The 19,751-nt window shown below is 75.1% G+C and carries 15 protein-coding genes; 8 read left to right on the top strand and 7 right to left on the bottom strand.

Annotation, left to right across the window (positions count from 1 at the left end; translation table 11 throughout):
• Positions 1 to 19: 19 nt before the first annotated feature.
• On the bottom strand, positions 20 to 916 hold the full coding sequence (locus AC3ERT_RS15655) for a LysR family transcriptional regulator (protein ID WP_435174736.1): 897 nt from the start codon (positions 914 to 916) through the stop codon (positions 20 to 22).
• A 75-nt stretch (positions 917 to 991) separates the two neighbouring features.
• On the opposite strand from AC3ERT_RS15655, the gene AC3ERT_RS15650 reads away from it, so the two are divergent.
• The 3 genes from AC3ERT_RS15650 to AC3ERT_RS15640 all read left to right on the top strand — a co-directional run bounded on the left by AC3ERT_RS15650 (position 992) and on the right by AC3ERT_RS15640 (position 4,755).
• Positions 992 to 2,518, top strand: coding sequence for an MFS transporter (locus AC3ERT_RS15650; protein WP_435174733.1), 1,527 nt, complete (start codon positions 992 to 994; stop codon positions 2,516 to 2,518).
• Positions 2,519 to 2,709: 191 nt separating this feature from the next.
• Positions 2,710 to 3,606: an NAD-dependent epimerase/dehydratase family protein gene (locus AC3ERT_RS15645; RefSeq protein WP_435135087.1), complete on the top strand. Its 897-nt coding sequence runs from the start codon at positions 2,710 to 2,712 to the stop codon at positions 3,604 to 3,606.
• Positions 3,607 to 4,044: 438 nt separating this feature from the next.
• The gene (locus AC3ERT_RS15640; RefSeq protein WP_435135084.1) at positions 4,045 to 4,755 is read left to right on the top strand and encodes a G1 family glutamic endopeptidase; all 711 of its coding nucleotides are present in this window, start codon (positions 4,045 to 4,047) and stop codon (positions 4,753 to 4,755) included.
• A gap of 161 nt (positions 4,756 to 4,916) precedes the next feature.
• Here the strand turns inward: AC3ERT_RS15640 and AC3ERT_RS15635 are convergent, their stop codons facing one another.
• Together AC3ERT_RS15635 and AC3ERT_RS15630 are read right to left on the bottom strand one after the other, a co-directional pair.
• Positions 4,917 to 5,753 (bottom strand): SDR family NAD(P)-dependent oxidoreductase, encoded by an 837-nt coding sequence (locus AC3ERT_RS15635; RefSeq protein WP_435174731.1) that lies wholly within the window; start codon positions 5,751 to 5,753, stop codon positions 4,917 to 4,919.
• A gap of 166 nt (positions 5,754 to 5,919) precedes the next feature.
• Positions 5,920 to 6,582, bottom strand: a complete 663-nt coding sequence (locus AC3ERT_RS15630; RefSeq protein WP_435174728.1) for an SGNH/GDSL hydrolase family protein — start codon at positions 6,580 to 6,582, stop codon at positions 5,920 to 5,922.
• Between the two features lie 146 nt (positions 6,583 to 6,728).
• Between AC3ERT_RS15630 and AC3ERT_RS15625 the strand changes: the two genes are divergently transcribed.
• Positions 6,729 to 7,781, top strand: a complete 1,053-nt coding sequence (locus AC3ERT_RS15625; protein WP_435174725.1) for a zinc-dependent alcohol dehydrogenase family protein — start codon at positions 6,729 to 6,731, stop codon at positions 7,779 to 7,781.
• A 501-nt stretch (positions 7,782 to 8,282) separates the two neighbouring features.
• On the opposite strand, the gene AC3ERT_RS15620 is transcribed toward AC3ERT_RS15625, so the two are convergent.
• Together AC3ERT_RS15620 and AC3ERT_RS15615 are read right to left on the bottom strand one after the other, a co-directional pair.
• Positions 8,283 to 9,068 carry a hypothetical protein gene (locus AC3ERT_RS15620; RefSeq protein WP_335979387.1) on the bottom strand — a complete coding sequence of 262 codons (786 nt, stop codon included), beginning with the start codon at positions 9,066 to 9,068 and terminating at the stop codon, positions 8,283 to 8,285.
• The gene (locus AC3ERT_RS15615) at positions 9,058 to 9,660 is read right to left on the bottom strand and encodes a sigma-70 family RNA polymerase sigma factor (protein ID WP_335979386.1); all 603 of its coding nucleotides are present in this window, start codon (positions 9,658 to 9,660) and stop codon (positions 9,058 to 9,060) included. The genes AC3ERT_RS15620 and AC3ERT_RS15615 overlap by 11 nt, the downstream gene beginning before the upstream one ends.
• Positions 9,661 to 10,352: 692 nt before the next feature.
• Here AC3ERT_RS15615 and AC3ERT_RS15610 point away from each other — a divergent pair.
• Positions 10,353 to 11,216 (top strand): bifunctional 5,10-methylenetetrahydrofolate dehydrogenase/5,10-methenyltetrahydrofolate cyclohydrolase, encoded by an 864-nt coding sequence (locus AC3ERT_RS15610; RefSeq protein WP_335979385.1) that lies wholly within the window; start codon positions 10,353 to 10,355, stop codon positions 11,214 to 11,216.
• 106 nt (positions 11,217 to 11,322) lie between these two features.
• Here the strand turns inward: AC3ERT_RS15610 and AC3ERT_RS15605 are convergent, their stop codons facing one another.
• Complete coding sequence (locus AC3ERT_RS15605; protein ID WP_335979383.1) at positions 11,323 to 11,793, bottom strand: RrF2 family transcriptional regulator; 471 nt, start codon at positions 11,791 to 11,793, stop codon at positions 11,323 to 11,325.
• Between the two features lie 198 nt (positions 11,794 to 11,991).
• Here AC3ERT_RS15605 and AC3ERT_RS15600 point away from each other — a divergent pair, with 198 nt between their 5' ends.
• Both AC3ERT_RS15600 and AC3ERT_RS15595 read left to right on the top strand, forming a co-directional pair.
• The gene (locus AC3ERT_RS15600; RefSeq protein ID WP_435174722.1) at positions 11,992 to 14,709 is read left to right on the top strand and encodes an FAD/NAD(P)-binding protein; all 2,718 of its coding nucleotides are present in this window, start codon (positions 11,992 to 11,994) and stop codon (positions 14,707 to 14,709) included.
• 492 nt (positions 14,710 to 15,201) lie between these two features.
• On the top strand, positions 15,202 to 15,993 hold the full coding sequence (locus AC3ERT_RS15595) for a hypothetical protein (RefSeq protein WP_488180736.1): 792 nt from the start codon (positions 15,202 to 15,204) through the stop codon (positions 15,991 to 15,993).
• A gap of 107 nt (positions 15,994 to 16,100) precedes the next feature.
• Here the strand turns inward: AC3ERT_RS15595 and AC3ERT_RS15590 are convergent, their stop codons facing one another.
• A complete protein-coding gene (locus AC3ERT_RS15590; RefSeq protein WP_335979377.1) occupies positions 16,101 to 16,922 on the bottom strand; it encodes an AfsR/SARP family transcriptional regulator in 822 nt (273 codons plus the stop codon).
• Positions 16,923 to 17,617: 695 nt separating this feature from the next.
• On the opposite strand from AC3ERT_RS15590, the gene AC3ERT_RS15585 reads away from it, so the two are divergent.
• Complete coding sequence (locus AC3ERT_RS15585; protein WP_435135060.1) at positions 17,618 to 19,714, top strand: MMPL family transporter; 2,097 nt, start codon at positions 17,618 to 17,620, stop codon at positions 19,712 to 19,714.
• The last annotated feature ends 37 nt before the right edge of the window (positions 19,715 to 19,751 follow it).

The raw sequence follows: 19,751 nt of genomic DNA, 5'->3' as shown, positions 1-19,751 counted from the left end.
GCCGGCGCGGGGGCCGTCGTCAGGCCAGAGCCGTACGGATGGTGGTGCGGAGCCAGCGTTGGGGTGGGTCGGCGTCCAGGCGGGCGTGCCAGAGGAGGCGGACGTCGAGTTCGGGGAGGTCCGCGGGCAGCGCGAACCAGCGGATGCCGAGCGTCGCCCCGTACTGCTCGGCGAGGCGCTGCGGGACCAGGCCGACGTAGCCGCTGGAGGCGACCAGCAGCGACGCCACCGCGAACGTCGGGACGACGGCGGCGACATGGCGGCGCAGGCCCGCTGCTTCGAGCACGTCGTCGAGGGGGCCGCGGGCCCGGCCGCGCCGGGAGGCGGACACGTGCGGGTGGCGGCACAGCTGGGCCAGGGTCGGGCGGCGGCCCGCGCCCAGCGGGCTGTCGGCGCGCACCACGCCGACCAGCCGCTCCCGGTACAGCACGGCGCCGCGGATGTCGGGCGCCGCGACATCGCCGACGCCGATGTCCAGGTCGACCGAGCCGTCCCGCAGCGCCTCGACGCTCTCGCTGCCCTCGGCCACGAAGCGCAGCACCACCCCGGGGGCGGCCGCCGCGACGGCGTCGACCACGGCGGGGGCGAGGGTCGCGGCCACGCCGTCGTTGATCCGGACGGTGAAGGTGCGCTCCAACTCGGAGACGGGCACCTCCCGGTCGCCGCTGACCAGCGCGGACGCCTCGTCGAGCAGGGACCGCACCCGCGGCGCGGTGCGCAGGGCGAACGGCGTCGGCGCCATCCCGCGGCCGGCCCGCACCAGGATCGGGTCGTCCATCGCCCGCCGCAGCCGGCCCAGCGCCCGGCTGGTCGCTGGGATGGACAGGTGCAGCCGCTCCGACGCCCCGGTGACGCTCCCTTCCTGGAGGAGCGCGTCGAACACGCGCAGGAGGTTCAGATCGAGCTGCTCGGCCATAGTTGCATGGTACGCAATGCGTGATTGCTGAAGTTGCGTGGCACGAAGGGCACCGGGGTTCGTAGCGTCGTCGGCATGCCAACCCACGCAACGATCAGCGGCCGTGCCCCGGCGCCGGACGGCCCGCGGCTCTCCCACGGCGGCGCCGCGCCGCGCGGCCTGACAGCGGTCATGTGCGCCTGCGTCGTCCTCGTCGTCGGCATGGTCGCCGCGGTCAACCTCGCCGTCCCGCTGCTCGCGTCGAGCGGGCTCCACCCGTCCGCGTCGGCGCTGATCTGGATCGTCGACACGTATGTGGTCGTCTTCGCCTGCCTGGTGATCCCGGGCGGCGCCGCGGGCGACCGGTTCGGCCGCAAGGGCGTCCTGCTCGCCGGGCTGCTGCTCTTCGCCGCGGGCGCGCTGCTCTCGGCCCTCGCGCCGGGCCTGCCGCTGCTGCTCGCCGGCCGCGCGGCCACCGGTGTCGGCGCCGCCGCGGTGCTGCCCAACACGCTGGCGGTGCTGCTGCACGCGGTGCCGGACGCACGCAAGGGCGCGGCCGTGGCCACCTGGGCGTCGATGACCGGCATCGGCGGGGTGGCCGGCAACGTCGGCGGCGGCGCGGTGCTGTCCGGGGGCGCCTGGCGCTGGCTGTTCGCCGCCGCCGTCCCGGTCGCGCTGCTGCTCGCCGCGCTGACCGCCCGGATCGCCCCGGTCTCCGCCCGCCACGACCGCCGGCTCGACCCGCTCGGCGCGGCGCTGCTGGTCGCCGCGTCGGTCACCCTGCTGCTCGGCATCGTGCAGGGCCCGGAGCAGGGCTGGGGCAGTCCGCTCGTCGTCACCGGATTCGCCTGCTCCGCCGCGCTGTTCGCGGTATGGACCCTGGTCGGGCTACGGGCCGCGCACCCCCTGCTCGACCCGCGGCTGCTGCGCCTGCCGGCCCTGCGCAGCGCCTGCCTGGGCATGACGGCGGTCTTCTTCGGGATGTTCGCGCTGTTCTACGTCAACGCGTCGTTCCTCCAGTACGTCAAGGGGTTCGGCGTGCTGCGCACGGGCCTCGGCATCATCCCGCTGACCGTGCCGCTCATGGCCGGCGCGCGCCGCAGCGGCCGCCTGGCGCGGCGGATCGGCCTGGACGCCACCCTCGCGCTCGCCTTCGCCTTCGTGGGCGGCGGGCTGCTGGGCCTGTCGACGGTCGGCGCGGGCACGCCGTACGCCGCCTACGCCGGATGGCTGCTGGTCACCGGCACCGGAGTGGCGCTGGCCCTGCCGGCGCTCTCCGGCGCCATCGCCGGTTCGCTGCCGCCGGCCCAGGCCGGGGTCGGCGCCGGACTCCAGGCGACCACACGGGAGTTCGGCAGCGCGCTCGGCGTGGCCGTCATCGGCACGGTGCTCACCGCGCGCTTCACCGCCGCGCTCCCGGCCGACGTCGAGGCCGCCGGTCACCCGCGCACCGTGGCGCAGGCTCTCGCCGCCGCCCCGGCCGACCGCGCGCCCGCCGTCGTCGGCGCCTTCACCTCCGGTGCGGACGCCGGGCTGCGCGCCGTCGGCGTCGCCGTCCTCGCCGCGGGCGCCCTCGTCCTCCTCCTCTCCCGCCTGACCGGCCGCGCGGACGCCCGGCTCTGACCGGAGGCGGCTGGGTGAAAGCAGCGGACCGGAGGCGGTGGACCGGGCCAACGGCGCGACGGCGCCGCGGACTTCACGCCCGGCCCACGCCCCGAGACCCCCACCCCCACGGCGCGCCCCGCACGGGCCGCCGACCACCCCACCAGCCGCGGCACCCGACGTGCCGCGGACCGAACCGAAGGAAGAACGACATGCGTGTATTCGTCACCGGAGCGACCGGCTGGATCGGCTCGGCCGTCGTCGACGAACTGCTCGGCGCCGGACACGAGGTCGCCGGGCTCGCCCGCTCGGACGCCTCGGCCGCGGCGCTCGCGGCGAAGGGCGCCCGGGCCGTCCGCGGGGACCTGGACGACCTCGGCGGCATCCGCGGCGCGGCAGCCGCCGCCGACGCCGTGGTCCACCTCGCCAACAAGCACGACTTCGCCGACCAGGCGGGCACCAACAAGGCCGAGCGCGGCGCCGTACAGGCGATCACGGACGCGCTCGCCGGCTCCGGCCGGCCCTTCGTGGTCGCCTCGGGCCTGGCGTTCCTGACCCCGGGACGGGTGGCGACCGAGCAGGACCGGTCGCCGTTCCACGGCGTCGACTCCCTGCGCGGCGGCAGCGAGAACCTCGCGCTGGAGGCGGTGGAGCGCGGGGTCGGCACCGTCGTCACGCGCTTCGCGCCCACCGTGCACGGCGCGGGCGACCACGGCTTCCTCGCCGGGATCGTGGCCACCGCCCGGGACCGGGGCGTCTCGGCGTACATCGGCGACGGCACCGACCGCTGGGCCGCGGTCCACCGCGGCGACGCGGCCCGTGTGGTGCGGCTGGCCCTGGACCGCGAAGTGGCGGCGGGCACCACGCTGCACGCCGCGGCGGAGGACGGCATACCCACCCGGCGGATCGCCGAGGTGATCGGGCGCGGTCTCGGCCTGCCGGTCGTCTCCGTCCCGGTCGGCGAGGCGGCCGGACACTTCGGCTGGCTCGCGAAGTTCTACGGCACGGACATGGCGGCGAGCAGCGAGGCCACCCGTACGGTACTGGGCTGGACGCCGCAGGGCCCGAGCCTCGCCGAGGACCTCGACGGTGGCCACTACTACCGCTGAGCCCCTCTGCTACCGCTGAGTCCTGCTCCTACGGCTGAGCCCGCGCCCCCGACCACCGGCCACGCCCCCACCCGCCCCTCCCGACGCCCGCGGCGCTCGCGCCGCGGGCGTCCGGCGTACCGTCCTTCGCCGCCCTGCCGTAGGACCCGAACCCGCATACGGCGTACGGCACTTGCCGCCCCGCCCCACATCAGCGGCGAACTCCCGCCCGGACCTGGCCACTTCGGCGCGCCGGCTGTCACCACTCCGAGTGTTGTCATGTTCACGCCATTGCGGCATCCGGTAGCAGCCCGCCCCTTCCGCCCCACCCGGCACAGCCCGCAGCATCGCTACAGCGGCCTGATCGGCCAGCCTCCACCCACAACCACATGGGCATGCGGACGGCCGGCCGACTCCCCCCACCACCCTCGCAACTCCCACACCTTTGGAGTTCACCGGATGCACAAGTTCCGCACAGCCGCCCCCGCAAGGGCGGCCGCCGCCGCACTGCTCGCACTGTCCTGCGCCTCCCTCGCCGGACCCGCGAGCGCGGTCGCACCCAGTGTCGAGTTCGGCACCGCGCACTACGCCCAGCCCCTGCACGGCTTCTCCGGCGACAGCAACTGGGGCGGCTACGTCGCCCGCGGCTCGGGCTTCACCGACATCTCCGGCTCCTGGACGATGCCCGAGGTCACCTGCAACTCGACGAACGACCTGTACGCGCCGTGGATAGGCATCGACGGCTACGGCTCCTCGACCGTCGAGCAGACCGGCGTCCAGGTCGACTGCTCCAGCGGCAGCCCGGAGTACTCGGCCTGGTACGAGATGTACCCGGCCGCGCCGGTCTACTACGACGAGTCCGTCGACGCGGGCGACGCCTTCACCGCAAGCGTCGTGGACAACGGCGGCGGCGCGTACACCCTGAAGCTGTCCGACACCACCAAGGGCTGGTCCAAGACCACCCAGAAGTCGCTGTCCGCCGACGACGTGAGCGCCGAGGCCGTGATCGAGTCGCCCACCGGCAGCTACCCGTCCTTCGACGAGCAGGACTTCAGCGGCATCACCGTCAACGGCCAGTCCTTCGACACCTACGGCCCCGAGGCCATCGACAGCGGCCAGTACACCGAGACCGCGCTCAACGGCGGCTCGTTCTCCATCATCCCGGGCTGACGCACCGTCACATCGCGGTACGGCCAGGCGCGTTCGCGAAGGCGGCGCGCCGGCCGGCCCGGTCGACTCCCCCCACGGGATACCGGTCCCCGAGGCACCCCGCCTCGGGGACCGTACCCGTCTCACCCGGCGACCGCCCGATACCGGGCCGCGCCCGTTGCTCAGGCGCCGGCGCCGCCGTCGACCGGCAGGATCGCGCCGGTCACCATCGAGGCGCGGTCGGACAGCAGCCACGCCGCCGCCTCCGCCACCTCGCGGGGCTCGGCCATGCGGCCGAGCGGGGTGGACGCGGCGATGGCCTGCACGACGCCCGGCGTGGCCGCCTCCCACGCGTCGATCATCTCCGTGGCCGTACCGCCCGGGGTGATGCCGTTCACCCTGATCCCATGCGGCGCCCAGCTCACCGCGGCACTCTCGGTGATGCTGTTGAGCGCGCGCTTCATGGCGCCGTAGGCGGGCAGCGCCGGGTTGGCGCGGCGGCTGCCGATGCTGGAGGTGTTGACGATCGCCCCACCGCCGCCGCGCCGCATGAGGGCCGCCTCGGCGTTCATGGCGGTCCAGTGCGCGCGGAAGTTCACGGCGAACTGCTCGTCGATGACCTCGTCGCTCGTGGTGTCGAGCGGGCCGGGGTGCTGGCCGGCCGCGCCGTTGTTGAAGGCGCCGTCGAGCCGTCCGTGCAGCTGCTCGACGCGGTCGACCGCGGCGCGGACGCTCGCGCGGTCGGCGAGGTCGAGGGGGACGGCGTCCGCGGTGCCGCCGGCGGCGCGGATCTCGGCGGCGATCCGCTCCAGCGCGTCGCTGCCGCGGGAGGCGAGGACGACCGAGGCGCCCTCGGCGGCGAAGAGATGCGCCGCGGCCGCGCCGATGCCGCGGCTGGCGCCGGTGATGAGGACGACCTTGCCGGCGAGCAGGCCGATGGGGGCGGCGCCCCGATCGCCCCGGTTGCGGCTGTTGTGCTGGTTGTGCGGGTTGTTCTGATCATCCCTGTTGTTCGTCATGTGACCAGCCTTGTCGAACGGCTCGGGCGCATACAGGCACAGCCAGTACCTGGCTGGGCCGCGACGGGGGCGGCGGGTCCGCGGTAGCGGCACAGGCAAGGGGGCGCCGCCGGTCCCGTCCCGGCGGCGCCCCTGCCCGTGCCCGGCCGTCAGGCGGCCCCAGCCGTCAGGCCGTCCCGGCCGCCCCCAGCTCGCCGATCACCGCGAGGAAGGCGCGGGCGATCACCGCGTGCCCGGCCAGCACCGGGTGGACCCGGTCCCCGGCCCAGTCGGCGGGAGCGGTGTGCGCGAGGACCCGGTCGAAGGCCGCCTGCACGTCGATCAGCGGCAGCCCCTTCTCCGCGGCCACCTCGCGGGCGGCGGCGACGTAGCGGTCCGACTCGGTCCGCCAGGGGTCGGAGGTGTCGCCCTCGATGAGGTACGGCGTGGCGAGCACCAGCCGGCAGCCGGTCTCCGCAATGGCCCGGTCCAGCAGCCCGGAGAGCGTCGTGCGGTACTCCTCGACGGACACGGCCTCGTCCGCCTTGCCCTCGATGCCCCGCCAGCAGTCGTTGATGCCGATCTTCACGAACAGCCAGTCCGGCCGCTCGTCGAGCACATCGGCCTGCCAGCGCCCGGCGAGGTCGCGCACGGTGTCGCCGGAGACCCCGCGGTTGGTCCAGCGCAGGGCGAGCTCGGGGGCCTGTGCGGTCACCAGGGCCTGGATCAGGCTCACATAGCCCCCGCCGTACGGCGCCTTGTCCCCGGTGCGGCCGGCATCGGTGATGCTGTCGCCGATGAACAGCACATGGCTGCCCTTCTCGAAGGGAAGCGTGATGTCAGCGGGCATAGTCCTCGGACTCCTGTGGGTGCGCTCGGTCGGTGATCGTTCACACCGTACGAGGTCCCCTCCCCCGCAACCAGACCGTGGCCGGTGGTAACGGGCACGGCGGGCGCGGATTGCCGCGCCGGTGGGGGCGGCGCATGCTGGGGGGTATGGACGAGTCCGCCGGTGCGGGGGACGTGGGCGGCTGGGCGGTCGCGGAGCCGGGGCCCATCGCCTCGGGACCGCTGCATCCGGTGCGGCGGCCGGTGCCGCGGCCGGGACCCGGCGAGGTCGCGGTACGGGTCGAGGCGTGCGGGGTGTGCCGTACGGACCTCCACCTCGCGGAGGGCGATCTGCGGCCGCACCGGGCGGGCACGGTTCCGGGCCACGAGATCGTCGGCCGGGTGGTCGCCGCCGGTGCGGGCGCGGACCGCTTCGCGCCGGGCGACCGGGTGGGCGGCGCGTGGCTGCGCGGCACCTGCGGGGTGTGCCGCTACTGCCGGGCCGGCCGCGAGAACCTGTGCCCGTCGTCGGTCTACACCGGCTGGGACGCCGACGGCGGCTTCACCGAACTGACGCTGCTGCCGGAGGAGTTCGCCTACCCGCTGCCGGGCGGCGCCGACCCGGCCGAGCTGGCGCCGCTGCTGTGCGCGGGCATCATCGGCTTCCGCGCGCTGCGGCGCGCCGCGCTCCCGTCCGGCGGCCGGCTCGGGCTGTACGGCTTCGGGGCGTCCGCGCACCTGGCCGCGCAGGTGGCGCTCGCCGAGGGCGCGACCGTCCATGTGCTGACCCGGTCCGCCGCGGCCCGGCGGCTCGCCCTGGACCTGGGCGCCTCGTCGGCGCGCGGCGCCTACGACGCCCCGCCCGAGCCGCTGGACTCCGCGATCCTCTTCGCCCCGGTCGGCGACCTGGTGCCGGTCGCGTTGGCGGCCCTCGACCGCGGCGGCACCCTGGCGGTCGCCGGCATCCACCTGTCCGACATCCCCGCGCTGAACTACCAGCACCACCTGTTCCAGGAGCGGAACCTGCGCAGCGTCACCTCCAACACCCGTGCGGACGGCCGGGACTTCCTCGCGACCGCGGAGCGGATCGGCATCCACCCCACGGTGACCCGCTACCCGCTCGCCGCGGCGGACCGCGCGCTGGTCGACCTCGCCGCCGACCGCGTCAACGGCGCGGCGGTCCTCATCCCGCCCAGCGCCCCTACCAGCGACGTCAGTTGACTCGCCGTCAGTTCAGTGGGCCGGGGGCGAGTCGTCCGCTCGGCGCGAGCCCCTTTGCCGACGGCGGGCAATCGGGTGAAGTTCCGGGCCGGCCTCACGCCTGCGAGTGAGTACCGCTCCCGCCCGCGGATAATGATCGTTACGTTGTTCCCCTCGGACCTTCGCGGTCGCGCCCCTGACAGACGCGCCCGCGAAGGTCCGCTCCCTTCACCCTCCCCCGGCCGTCTCCGCCGCCCCGCGCTCCGCCGCCCTCCTGGCGAGGACGCCCGCCTCCAGGACGCCCAGACCGCGGGCCGGCGGCGAGGGCGAGCGCGAGCGCGCGGGACGCCTTCTCCAGGCCGGGACGGTCCTCCGGCCCGGCCACCGCGAGCAGCCGGTCGACCACGGCGAGCGCCGCGGGCAGTTCGTCGAGGACGACGAACCCGTCACCGCCGGTCGGCATCTCCTCCTCCTTCCGCGACGGCCCGCCCGCCGGTCGAGCGGGTGTCGGAGCCGTCGGGCTCAGGCGCCGGCGGCCACCCGGCCGCCGGTCATCTCCTCGATCTTCGCCGCGAAGCCGTCCGCGGGGAGCGGGAGGTCGAGGGAGTCGTCGACGAAGCGGACAGCGGAGCGGACGTAGCCGACGACGGCGGTCGCCTCGTCGGGGACGGTCTTGCGGCGGGCGACGGCGTGCAGGCAGGTGGCCGCGGCGGCGGTCTCGCGGTCGCGGCCCTCCCGCACCGCGCGGGCCCACAACTCCTTCCCGCGGCGCGGGATCTGGTCGTGCCACCAGTTGGCCTCCTGTACCTCGCCGAGCGCGAGGTGGTGCAGGAAGAGGCAGAACTTCGCCTCGCCGTCGTCCGCGCCGGAGGCGAACTGCCACCAGAAGCGCGCGCTGTCCTCGCGGGCGGCGAGGTGCAGGACGCAGGCCAGCACCCGGGCGCCCTCGGGTTCGAGGATGCGGCTGGGGTCGTCGGCGGCCTCGACCGAACCGCTGACGAAGGCGGACATCGTCTGGAGCGCGTTGGCCTGGGTGATGACGATCTTGCACAGGTGGCGCAGGTCGTCCGCCGCGTCCAGCCGCTCGCGGTCCTCGGTCTCGCCGCGGTGGCCGGACTCCCAGCGGCCGGGCCGTACCGGCTCGCACCACAGGTCCGGGCTGGTGGCGTCGTCGAAGGTGAGCGCGCCGGACATGATGTGCCGCATCGCGGCGGCCTCGGCGAGCCGCGCCTGCGCGGCGACCAGCTCCTCACGGGTGTACTCCGGCGTGCGCAGCCGCGCCTTCGCCAGGATCTGCTCAAAAGGCATCGACACGGGCATCTTCGCGTCCCTTCAGGTCGGGGTCGAGCGCCGCGGCGAGCCGGCGCCGCGCGTCGCGGGCGGTGGAGCGGACGGTGGCCTCGGTGATCCCCAGCAGGTCCGCGGTCTGCCGGACGGTGTAGCCGAGGCTGTACCGCATGAGGAACACGTCGTGCTGGCGCTCGGGCAGCGCGTCGATGGCCTCCCACAGCGCGATGCTGACCTCCAGCGCGCCGATCGGGTCGACGGTGTCGTGCGCCAGCTCGGTGGTGAAGATGGCGTCGGCCAGCTTCTGCCGGCGGCTGCGGGAGCGGGCCGCGTCCCGTACCCGGTTCTTCACCAACCACCAGGCGTAGGCGGCCGGTTCGGGCTGGGCCAGGGCCTTGCGCCAGTGCCGGAGGAGTTCGAGCATGGCCTCGTGCACCGCGTCCTCGGCGTCCGCGCGCGAGCCCAGGTACATCTGCGCCCAGCGGACGTACGCGCCGCGGTAGAGCGCGTGGAACGCCTGGAAGTCCAGCGGCTGGACGGCGGCGTCCGGGTCCGGGTCGTCGTCGGCCTTCGCGCGGGGCAGGCGGTCGCCGTGTGCCTCGTCGTGGTTCACCGGGTGCCTCCCCGTCCGCGGCGGGCGCATCCCACGGCCCCGCCGGCAGCCGCGGGCGCGGCTCCGCTCTGATCTGTCGTCACGGCCCTCGCCGTTCCTCTCGCTGAGGGAGAAGAAGCGCCACCCCCGTGTGCACTCCGGGACCGCACCTTCGCGGTCTTGCCTACATAGCGTTCGGCGCCGCCCAAACGTGCACCCGACGGCAGGCATATAAACGCACCAATACGTACCGACTGGTCGGTTCCGCACCGGCGCACGACCGCCCCCGGCCACCCGGCCGCCGCCCCCGCACCGGCCACCAGCGCGAACACCGGCCGCCCGGCCGGTCCGTCCGCCACCGGGGGCCGCAGCGCACCGGCCCCCGCGACTCCGCTGTGACGAACACCACATCAGCATGGCCCGCCGCCCCCGGCGCCCCGCCCGCCCGGCCGCCCCTCGAGCCGCGTGCGCGACCCTTCACCCGTGCACCGCGCCCGCCGTGGCCACCGGCGCCCGCGGGCGAGCCCGCCCGAGGCACGGGTCATCCGCGACGGCAACCACACCATCGTCTTCACCTGGGGCCGCGGGGCCCGCGGGCGAGCCCGCCCCGGTTCCGTGCCCCCTGCACGGAGGCCATATTCTTGGCGTGGTACCCCCGTACGCAGTCCTTGCCACCGGGTGAATCGTCCGCCGACAGAAAGCGGTTCGCCGCCATGACACGCACGATCAAGGGCGCCGAGATCGCCCGCGCCATCCGCACCCGGGTCGCCGAGCGCGTGGCCGAGGCCGCGCCCGGCGGCCGGGTGCCCGGACTCGCGACCATCCTGGTCGGCGACGACGCCGCCAGCGCCGTGTACGTCGCCGCCAAGCGCCGCGCCATCCGCGAGGCGGGCATGCGCGACGTCCACCACCACCTGCCGGCCGACGCCACCCAGGAGCAGGTGGCGGCCGTCATCGACGCGCTGGCCGCCGACGCCGACGTGCACGGCATCCTGCTGCAACTCCCGCTGCCCCAGGGGCTCCAGGCCGCACCGCTGATCGACCGCATCCCTGTCACCAAGGACGTCGACGGCCTGACCACCGCCAGCGCCGGGCGCCTGGCGCGAGGCGAGCGCGGACTGCGGCCCTGCACGCCCAGCGGCGTCATCGAACTCCTCGACGCCGAGGGCATCGAGCTCAAGGGGGCGTGCGTCGCCGTCGTCGGCTGGGGCGAGCTGGTCGGCCGCCCGCTGGCTCAGCTGCTGCTCCAGCGCGGGGCGACGGTCACCGTCGCCCACGAGTTCACCGCCGACCTCGGCGCCGTCACCCGGCCCGCCGACGTCGTCGTGGTCGCCACCGGGGTGCGCGGACTGGTGGGGCCGGAGCACATCAAGCCGGGCGCGACCGTCATCGACGTCGGCATCCACCGCACGCCCGAGGGCCTGCGGGGCGATGTCCGCACCGCCGAGCTCGACGGCATCGCGGGCCGCATCACCCCCGTGCCCGGCGGGGTCGGCCCGATGACGATCGCGATGCTCCTGGTCAACACCCTCCAGGCCGCCGAGTGGGACGCCGAGCGCGAGCCCGTCCCCGCGTAGCGCGTGGCCGCGCGGCCTCCCCCACGTCCTCCGGGACGGGCTCGGGGGCCGCGTCGGCCGGGGCTCGTGCTGGGGTACGCCGCCGGTCCGGCGACGCGACGGGGAGTTACGGGCGCGGGTCGGGGGCGTCGGGCGCGTCGGCGAGGTAGGTGCGGGCGCGGGTGCGGACGACGTCGGGCAGGTCGCCGGCGGCGAGGTCGGCGAGCTTGGTGGTCTCCAGCACCTCGCGCAGGCTGGTGCGGACCGCGCGCCAGACGTCGGGCAGGGGCGCGGCCGGGCCCGGGTAGCTCAGCCCGGTGAGGCTGAGGTCGCGGACGTTGGCGAGCGGGCCGTCGACGACCCGGATGACGTCGGCGAGCGAGATCTCGTCGGCGGGCAGCGCCAGCGCGTAACCCCCTTCGGGGCCGCGGATGCTCTGCACGAGGCGGCTCATCCGCAACTCCCGCAGAATGCCGAAGAGAAAGCGGACCGGGATGTCCTGGCGGGCCGCCAGCTTCTCCGCGGTGAGCGGGACCTCGGAGGCCGCGAGTTCGGCCATCGCCCGCACCGCGTAGTCGGTCTTGGCTGTGATCCGCACGGCCCAACTCTCTCACAGACCCGCCGGACCGGCCCCGTACGGGCGCGGTCCGGCGCCCGGACCGGAGTCCGGCTGGAGTCCGGGTGGAGTCCCGGGGGATTTGGCGCAACGCCCTTGCCGAGTGCAGGTATTTCACTGAAATAGTGAATTACGGGCCCCGGCCCGCCCCAGCGCCCTTCGTCCGCACAGGAGGCTCCCATGTCGTCAGGCATGCCGTCAGGAAATCCCGCCCGGACGGTCGCCGTCGTGGGAGCCGGCGCGGCGGGCACCATGGTCGCGATCCAGTTGTGCGAAGCGGGGCGGCGCCGCGGGTTCCGCTTCGAGCTGGTGCTCGTCGACCCGGCGCCGGAGGCGGGCCGCGGCGGCGCGTACGCCACCCGCGACCCGCGGCACCGCCTCAACGTCCCGGCGGGCAACATGAGCTGCCACCCCGACGACCCCGGGCACTTCGTCCGCTGGCTGTGCCGCCACGGCGAACCCGACGTCAGCCCCGCGGACTTCGCGACGCGCTACCGCTACGGCGCCTACCTGGCCGACACCCTCGGCCAGGCCGTCATCGCCGCCCGCGGCACCGTCCGCGTACGGCGGCTGCGCACCCGCGTGACCGGATACGCCGAAGCCGGCGCCGCCGCCCGGCTCACCCTGGCCGACGGCGGCACGCTGGACGCGGACTGCGTGGTGCTGGCCACCGGCCCGGCCGCACCCGACGCCGGCTGGGCGCCCGGCGCGCTGGCCGCCGACCCGCGCTTCGTCGCCGACCCCTGGGCGCCCGGGGCCCTGGACGCGCTGCTGGCCGAGGGCGAGAACGGCGACGTGCTGCTGGTCGGCACCGGCCTGACCGCGATGGACCTGGCCATGACGCTGGACCGGCCGGGGCGCACCCTGCACGCGGTGTCCCGCAACGGCCTGCTGCCGCAGGCCCACGCGGTGGCGCCGCTGCCGCCCGCGCCGCTGCCCCCGGCGCTGCGCGCCGAGCACACCCCGGACCTGCCGCTGAGCCGGCTGCGGGCGGCCGTGCACCGCCACGTGGGCCGCACGATCCGCGCCCAGGGCGACTGGCGGCCGGCGGTGGACGGGCTGCGCCCGGTCACGGCCCGGCTGTGGACGGCGCTGACGGCGCGGGAGCGGGCGGAGTTCCTGGCGTGCGACAGCGCGCTGTGGAACGTCCACCGGCACCGTATGCCGCCGGCCACCGCGGAGTGCGTGGCGCGGATCGGCCGGGCCGGGCGGCTGCGCACCCACCGGGGCCGGGTGGTCGCGGCCGGTGAGGGCCCGGGCGGCCTGGCCGTCACCGTCGCCGGCGGCGGCGCCCGGCGGGAGTTGGCGGTGGGGTGGGTGCTGGACTGCACCGGGCCGGGCCGCACCGCGGACCCGCTGTGGCAGGGCCTGCTCGCCGGCGGCCGCGCGGTGCCCGACCCGACGGGGATGGGCGTCGCCACCGCCGACGGGCGGCTGCTTTCCGCGCACGGCCGCGCGGACCGGCATCTGTGGACGCTCGGGGCGCCGCGCCGGGGCGAGTTGTGGGAGACCACCGCGGTCCCGGAGATCCGGGTGCAGGCCGCGGCCGTGGCGGCGGCGGTGTTCGGCGCGCTGGCCGGCCCGCGGCCCGCGCGTCGGCCGCGGCGCCCGGCCGACGGCATGGGGTTCGCGCTGTCCACCGGCGCGGACTCCGCGGCGGCCTACCGCGCCGGGGTGGCGCGGCTGCTGAAGGTGAGCGCCGGCGCCGAGGACGCGTTCGCCCGCGCCACCGCGCTCGACCCGGGCTTCGCGCTGGGCCACGCCGCACTCGCGCTGGTGGGCCACGAGACCGGCGCGGACGTGGACGTGGCCGGCGCGCTGGCCGCCGCCGAGCGCTCGGCGCGCGAACGTGCCGACGACCGCGAGCGGGCGTTCGTGGACGTCGTCTCCCGCCGGGTGCGCGGCACCGCCGCCGACGGCGACGCGGCGCTCGTGCGGTATCTGGGCGCGCATCCCGGTGACGCGCTCGCGCTGGCCGTCGCGGTGCCGACCATCGCCTTCTCCGGCCTGCACGACCTGGAGGAGGTCAGCGCGCTGCGCCTGGTCGAGCAGACCGCCGCCGCGCACGCCGGGCACTGGTTCCATACCTCGCTGCTGGCCTTCCTGCGCCAGGAGCAGGGCCGTTACGACGAGGCCGGGGTGCTGGCCGAGCGGGCGCTCGCCGCCGAGCCCGCGTCCGGGCACGCCATGCACGCGCTGGCCCATGTGCACTACGAGTGCGGCGACCACGAGGCGGGCCGGGCGCGGCTGGACGCCTGGCTGGCCTCGCGCGGCCGCGGCAGCGCCCACCGCGCGCACTTCTCCTGGCACGCGGCCCTGCACGAGCTGGCGTTGGAGGACACCGGCGCGGTGCGGCGGCGCTGGGCGGGGCAGCTCGCGCCGGCGAAGGTGCGCGGGGTGCGGGCGCTGGTGGACTCCGGCTCGCTGCTGTGGCGGGCCCGGGTGACGGGCAGTTGGGCCGGCCGGGTGCCGATCGACGACGTGCTGGGCGCGGTGGGCGCGGAGATCCTGGAGCGCCCGGCGACCGCCTTCACCGCGCTGCACGCGGCGCTCGCGCTCGCGGCGGCCGACGACCTGGCGGGCCTGAACCGGCTGCGCGTGCACGCGCTGGGCGCCGACGCGGTGCAGCGGGAGGTGGTCGCGCCGCTGTGCGAGGCGCTGGCCTGCGTCGTGGAGGAGCAGTGGGCGGAGGCGGCCGGGCGCCTGGAGCGGGTGCTGCCGCTGCTGGGCGGGGTGGGCGGCAGCGCCGCGCAGCGCGAGGTGGTGGAGGAGACGATGCTGTACGCGCTGGTGTCGGCCGGCCGGCACCGGGCGGCCCGGCTGCGGTTGGAGGAGCGGTTGGCCCGCCGTTCCTCGCCGCGGGACGACCGCAGTCTGGCGGCGCTGTCGATGGCGTGAAACCGCCGCCGACCGGGGCGCCTCCCCGGTGCCCACTACCCGACAGGCACCCCGGTCGGCGGCGGCGGAGTATGGTTCCGGTTCTGCGGCACCATGTCCGAAGTATGCTTCCGGTACAACGCAACTGTGTCCGAAGAGAGCCGCGCACCGCCCGGTTCAGGACCGAATCCCGTGGGTACGTGCTGTCCATGGTGTTCACTTTGCTTCGGGAAAGGACACAGTGTGGTGATCAGCGCGTCGGGGGATGCCTCCGCCGGGTCCGAACCGCCTGAACGCCGGACCCCTCGGCTTGCGGGTCGTGACCAGCCCGCGAGGCTTTCCGAGTCGATCTTCCGCATTCCTGTCGCATTGCTTCGCGACGCGGACTCGCCTCGGTTGGAGGGTATAGATCGCAACCACGTACGTTCTCTGGTGGCGACCGAGGGAAAACTCCCACCCATCATCGTGCATCGTCCGACAATGAAGGTTGTCGACGGGATGCACCGTCTGCATGTGGCGCGATTGAACGGCCAGCGGGAGGTAGAGGTCCGTTATTTCGACGGATCGGAATGGGAAGCGTTCCTGCTGGCCGTGGAGTTGAACATGCGGCACGGATTGCCGCTGACCTTGTCGGACCGCAAGAAGTCGGCCATGAAGATCCTCGAGGGCTGCCCGGAGTGGTCGGACCGGGGCATAGCCGCCCGAACGGGATTGTCCGGCAAGACCGTTGGCGCGCTGCGCCGGAAGGCGGCGGGCCGCATCGCGCAGGCGCCGGTGCGGGTCGGCCGGGACGGCCGGGCGCGGCCGCTGCACCGGGAGGAGAGCGGCCGGGCGGCCGTCGGGCTGCCGCCCGGCCGGTCCGCGGACCCGCCGGCGGAGCTGCTCGCGGGCCGGCCGGTCGGGCCGGCCCGGGAGCAGCTCGGGGCGGCGCTGCCGGCGCCCCGCAGCCGCTTCGCCCCGCGGCTGGTCGGCGGCGAACGCGCCGACGGCGCCGCGGTGTCCCGGCCGGGGGCGCTGTCCGCGGCGCCGGCCGCGCACGCCCTGGGCGGGTACGCCGACCCGGACACGCAGTTGGCGTCGCTGAAGCGCGATCCGGCGCTGAAGTACAGCAAGGACGGCCGGGAGATGATCCGCTGGCTGGAGACGCATGTCGTCCGGGACGCGGATCTGGGGCTGGTGCTCCAGGCCCCGGCCCATCAGGCCAGGAAGATCGCCGTCCTGGCGCGGGCGTGCGCGGCGAACTGGAACGGCATCGCCATGCGGATGGACCTCGCGGGCGACGACGCCCCGCCGTCGTCGGGCTGATCCGTCCGGCCGGTGCGGCCCCGCCCGGGGCGGCCGGGCTCCGGCGCTCGTGTCGACTGAGGAATTTCCTCAGTCGACACGGCCCCCGGACGGCCGCGCGCCGCGCTTCAGTTGGGGTACCAGCCGAAGGCCGAGGACGGGCGCGGGCCGGCGGCCACGTCGAGGCGCGGGTCGACGGTGAGGATCGCGTGGTGCAGCCGCTGCAACTGCGGCGAGGGGTCGACGCCCAGGTCCTCCACCAGCCTGGCGCGCAGCCGCTGGTAGACGTCGAGAGCGGTCGCCTGGCGGCCCGAGCGGTACAGGGCGACCATCGCCTGGGCGTGCAGGCCCTCGTGTTCGGGGTGGCGGGCGATCAGGTCGGTGAGCTCCGCGATGAACTCCCGGTGCCGGCCCAGCCGGAGCTCGGCGTCGATCCGCCGCTCCACGGCCACCAGCCGGCTCTCCTCCAGCCGGGCCGCCTCGATCTCCAGCACCGGTCCCATCCGCACGTCGACCAGCGCGCTGCCGTCCCACAGGTCGAGCGCGCGCCGCAGCAGGTCGGCGGCGGTGACGTCATCGCCCACGTCGTAGGCGCGCTGGCCAGTGGCGACCAGGCGCTCGAACTCGTGGACGTCGACGTGCTCGGGCCGCACCTGGAGCAGGTAGCCGCCGTAGCGGGTGACCAGGACGTCCTTGGCGGTGCCCGGCTCGTCCGGTCCCATCGCCCGGCCGAGCCGCCGGCGCAGCTGGAGGATGTACGTCTGGAGCGTGGTCAGCGCGCTGGCCGGCAGGTTGCTGCCCCAGATCTCCTCCATGAGGGTCGAGATGGGCACCACCCGGCCGGGGTAGAGCGCCAGCAGCGCCAGGATCTGGCGGGGCTTACTCGCGGTGGGGACGACGGTCAGTCCGTTGACATCGACCTGTAAGGGGCCAAGGACCTTCGCTCTCACTGGTTCCTCCTCGCGTCGGCCGGCCGCACGTGGACGAGCCGGCACCGAATCCGATCCGTAGCGCATGTCGCACGGGCACAATCACGCGGCCTCTCTCTGCGAAACGAGCCGTCGAGTACGTAACCACTGACGCGACCCGACTCCACAGGTTGTCCGCCGCTCTTCCGACGGTTCTCCAACGGCGCATGAGGCGTTGTCGAACCGCGAGGGGCGGACCAGCGCGATTCTCGCGACCGGTCGCCGGAGCGGCAAGTGCGGCTCTGACGTACTGTCAGGGAACGCCTGCTGTCCGTCACGAACAGGTCAGGCGACCCTTGAGCCGGGTGGGGCGCGGCGGTCCGGTGGGACGGGTGGGAGCCGCCACCGGAAACCGGCGGCCGGAACCTGTGGCAGCCGCCGAGCCCGGGCCGGCCGGCACGTCGCCGTCCGTGACGGACGCCCGGCCGACTTCCCCTGGGGCATGCCCGCTCGGCCCGGTCGCGGCCGGCTGTCACATGTTCCGGCCGCCGGCCGTCATAGCAGTGACCGACGAAGCCGCGTCCCGACGCGCACGCCCCACCCCGCTGACCGGAGCCGTGGAGAACGGCCTCCCCGACCTCTTGCGAGCTGGCATGACTACCAAGAATGAGCAACCGATCACACAAAGTGTCAGGTCGGGGCCCAAAGACGGCTTCACCGCGGGCTATGCCCGGCTGGTGAGCGGGCGCCGCTCGAAGTGGGCGGTGCTGGTGATATGGCTGGTCCTGATCGCGGCCGGCGGATCGCTCGGCGCCAAGATCGGCCACGTCCAGAACAACGACCAGGAGACCTGGCTGCCCTCCAGCGCCCAGTCCACCCAGGCGGTCAAGATCGCCGAGAAGCACTTCGCGGACCGGCACACCAGCGGCGCGGTGATCGTCTACACCCGCGCCGGCGGCCTCACCGCGGCCGACACCGCGAAGATCACCGCGGACAGCGGCGCCCTGAAGGACGTCGCCGTCGGCCCGGTGTCCGCCCCCGAGTTCTCCACCGACCACGTCGCCGCCTTCATCAGCCTGCCGCTGCGCACCAGCCCCAGCGACAACAACGTGCTCACCCACGCCGTGGACCGGTCGGAGAAGGTCGTCCGGGACGGCGCGCCGGCCGGGCTCGAGACCAAGGTGTCCGGTGAGGCAGGCAGCATCCGGGACTTCGCCGACGTGTACAGCGGGATGGACGGCGCCCTGCTGGGCGCGGCCCTCGCCGTGGTCGCGATCCTGCTGCTGCTGACCTACCGCAGCCCGGTGCTGTGGCTGGTGCCGCTGCTGTCGGTCTTCCTGGCCGCGGAGGTGGCCAGCGGCGTGGTGTACCTGTTCGCCGCGCACGCCGGGCTGCTCGTCAACGGCCTGAGCACGTACATCCTGATGATCCTGTGCGTGGGCGTCGGCACGGACTACGCGCTGCTGCTGATCGCCCGCTACCGCGAGGAACTGCACCGGCACGAGGACCGGCACGAGGCGATGCGGATCGCGGTGGGCCGCTCGATCTCGGCGCTGTCGGCCTCCGCGGCCACCGTCGTGCTGGCCTCGCTGTGCCTGGTCTTCGGCCGGATGACCTCCACCCGCGGGCTCGGCCCGGTGGTGGCGATCGGCATCGCGGTGGTGTTCCTGGCGATGACCTCGCTGCTGCCCGCGCTGCTGGTCGTACTCGGCCGCTGGACGTTCTGGCCGTTCGTGCCGCGCCACACCCCCGGCTACCGGGCGGGCGCGGAGCAGGAGCACGGCGCCTGGGCCAGGGTGGCCGGCGCCGTCGCCCGCCGGCCGCGGGTGGTGTGGGCCTGCTGCATCGTGGTGCTGGCCGCCCTCGCCGCCGGCACCGCCACGGTGGAGACCGGCCAGACCCAGGCCCAGCAGTTCACCAAGTCCGTCGGCTCCATCGAGGGCCAGAAGGTGCTGGCCGCGCACTTCCCCGCCGGCGCCTCGGAGCCCGCCGACGTCTACGTGCCCAGCCAGGCCGGCGACAGCGCGCTGCGCGTGGTGGAGTCGGTGCCCGGCGTGCAGAGCGCGGACATCGAGCGCACCGCGGGCGGCTGGACCCACATCACCGCGGTCTTCAAGGACGCCCCGGACACCCCGGCCGCCCGCGCCACCGTCCACCGCATGCGCAGCGCGCTGGGCAGCGCGCCGGGCGAGACCTCCGACGCGGTCGTGGGCGGCCAGAGCGCCATCGCCCTCGACACCGCGAACGCCACCAAGGACGAGGAGATGCTGCTCATCCCGCTGGTGCTGCTGGTGGTCCTGGCCATGCTGATGCTGGTGCTGCGGTCGGTGGTCGCGCCGATCGTGCTGCTGCTGTCGGTGATCCTGTCCTACGCCGCCGCGGTCGGCGCCGCCTCGCTGCTCTTCCACGCGATCGGCTACCCGCACATGGACCGCAGCCTGCTGCTGATCGGGTTCCTGTTCCTGGTCGCCCTCGGCGTGGACTACACGATCTTCCTGATGGCGCGGGTGCGCGAGGAGGTCCGGCGCCGCGGGCACCGCGAGGGCGTGCTCACCGGCCTGACCGTCACCGGCGGGGTGATCACCTCCGCGGGGATCGTCCTGGCGGCCACCTTCTGCGTACTGGCCACCATCCCGACCGTCTCCTCGCTCCAGGAGGGCCTGCTCATCGCGGTCGGCATCCTGCTGGACACCTTCCTGGTGCGCAGCCTGCTGGTGCCCGCCCTGTCGCTGTCGATCGGCCCGGGCATCTGGCGCCCGGGCCACCCCGAGACCCAGGCGCCGCCCGACGGCGGGCGCCCGGTGGAGACCACCCGCGCGGACGTCGGCGCCTGACCGGCCGCGACGGGTGACGAGGGGCGTCGCGCCGACC

The organism is Actinacidiphila sp. bgisy145 (assembly GCF_057708125.1).
The sequence above is the reverse complement of the archived record's forward strand: the minus strand, read 5'-3'. Positions and strand labels throughout refer to the sequence as shown.

Coding starts and splice junctions, on each gene's coding strand:
- AC3ERT_RS15655 (WP_435174736.1), bottom strand. CDS start 916: ATGGCCGAGCAGCTCGATCTGAACCTCCTGCGCGTGTTCGACGCGCTC.
- AC3ERT_RS15650 (WP_435174733.1), top strand. CDS start 992: ATGCCAACCCACGCAACGATCAGCGGCCGTGCCCCGGCGCCGGACGGC.
- AC3ERT_RS15645 (WP_435135087.1), top strand. CDS start 2,710: ATGCGTGTATTCGTCACCGGAGCGACCGGCTGGATCGGCTCGGCCGTC.
- AC3ERT_RS15640 (WP_435135084.1), top strand. CDS start 4,045: ATGCACAAGTTCCGCACAGCCGCCCCCGCAAGGGCGGCCGCCGCCGCA.
- AC3ERT_RS15635 (WP_435174731.1), bottom strand. CDS start 5,753: ATGACGAACAACAGGGATGATCAGAACAACCCGCACAACCAGCACAAC.
- AC3ERT_RS15630 (WP_435174728.1), bottom strand. CDS start 6,582: ATGCCCGCTGACATCACGCTTCCCTTCGAGAAGGGCAGCCATGTGCTG.
- AC3ERT_RS15625 (WP_435174725.1), top strand. CDS start 6,729: ATGGACGAGTCCGCCGGTGCGGGGGACGTGGGCGGCTGGGCGGTCGCG.
- AC3ERT_RS15620 (WP_335979387.1), bottom strand. CDS start 9,068: ATGCCTTTTGAGCAGATCCTGGCGAAGGCGCGGCTGCGCACGCCGGAG.
- AC3ERT_RS15610 (WP_335979385.1), top strand. CDS start 10,353: ATGACACGCACGATCAAGGGCGCCGAGATCGCCCGCGCCATCCGCACC.
- AC3ERT_RS15600 (WP_435174722.1), top strand. CDS start 11,992: ATGTCGTCAGGCATGCCGTCAGGAAATCCCGCCCGGACGGTCGCCGTC.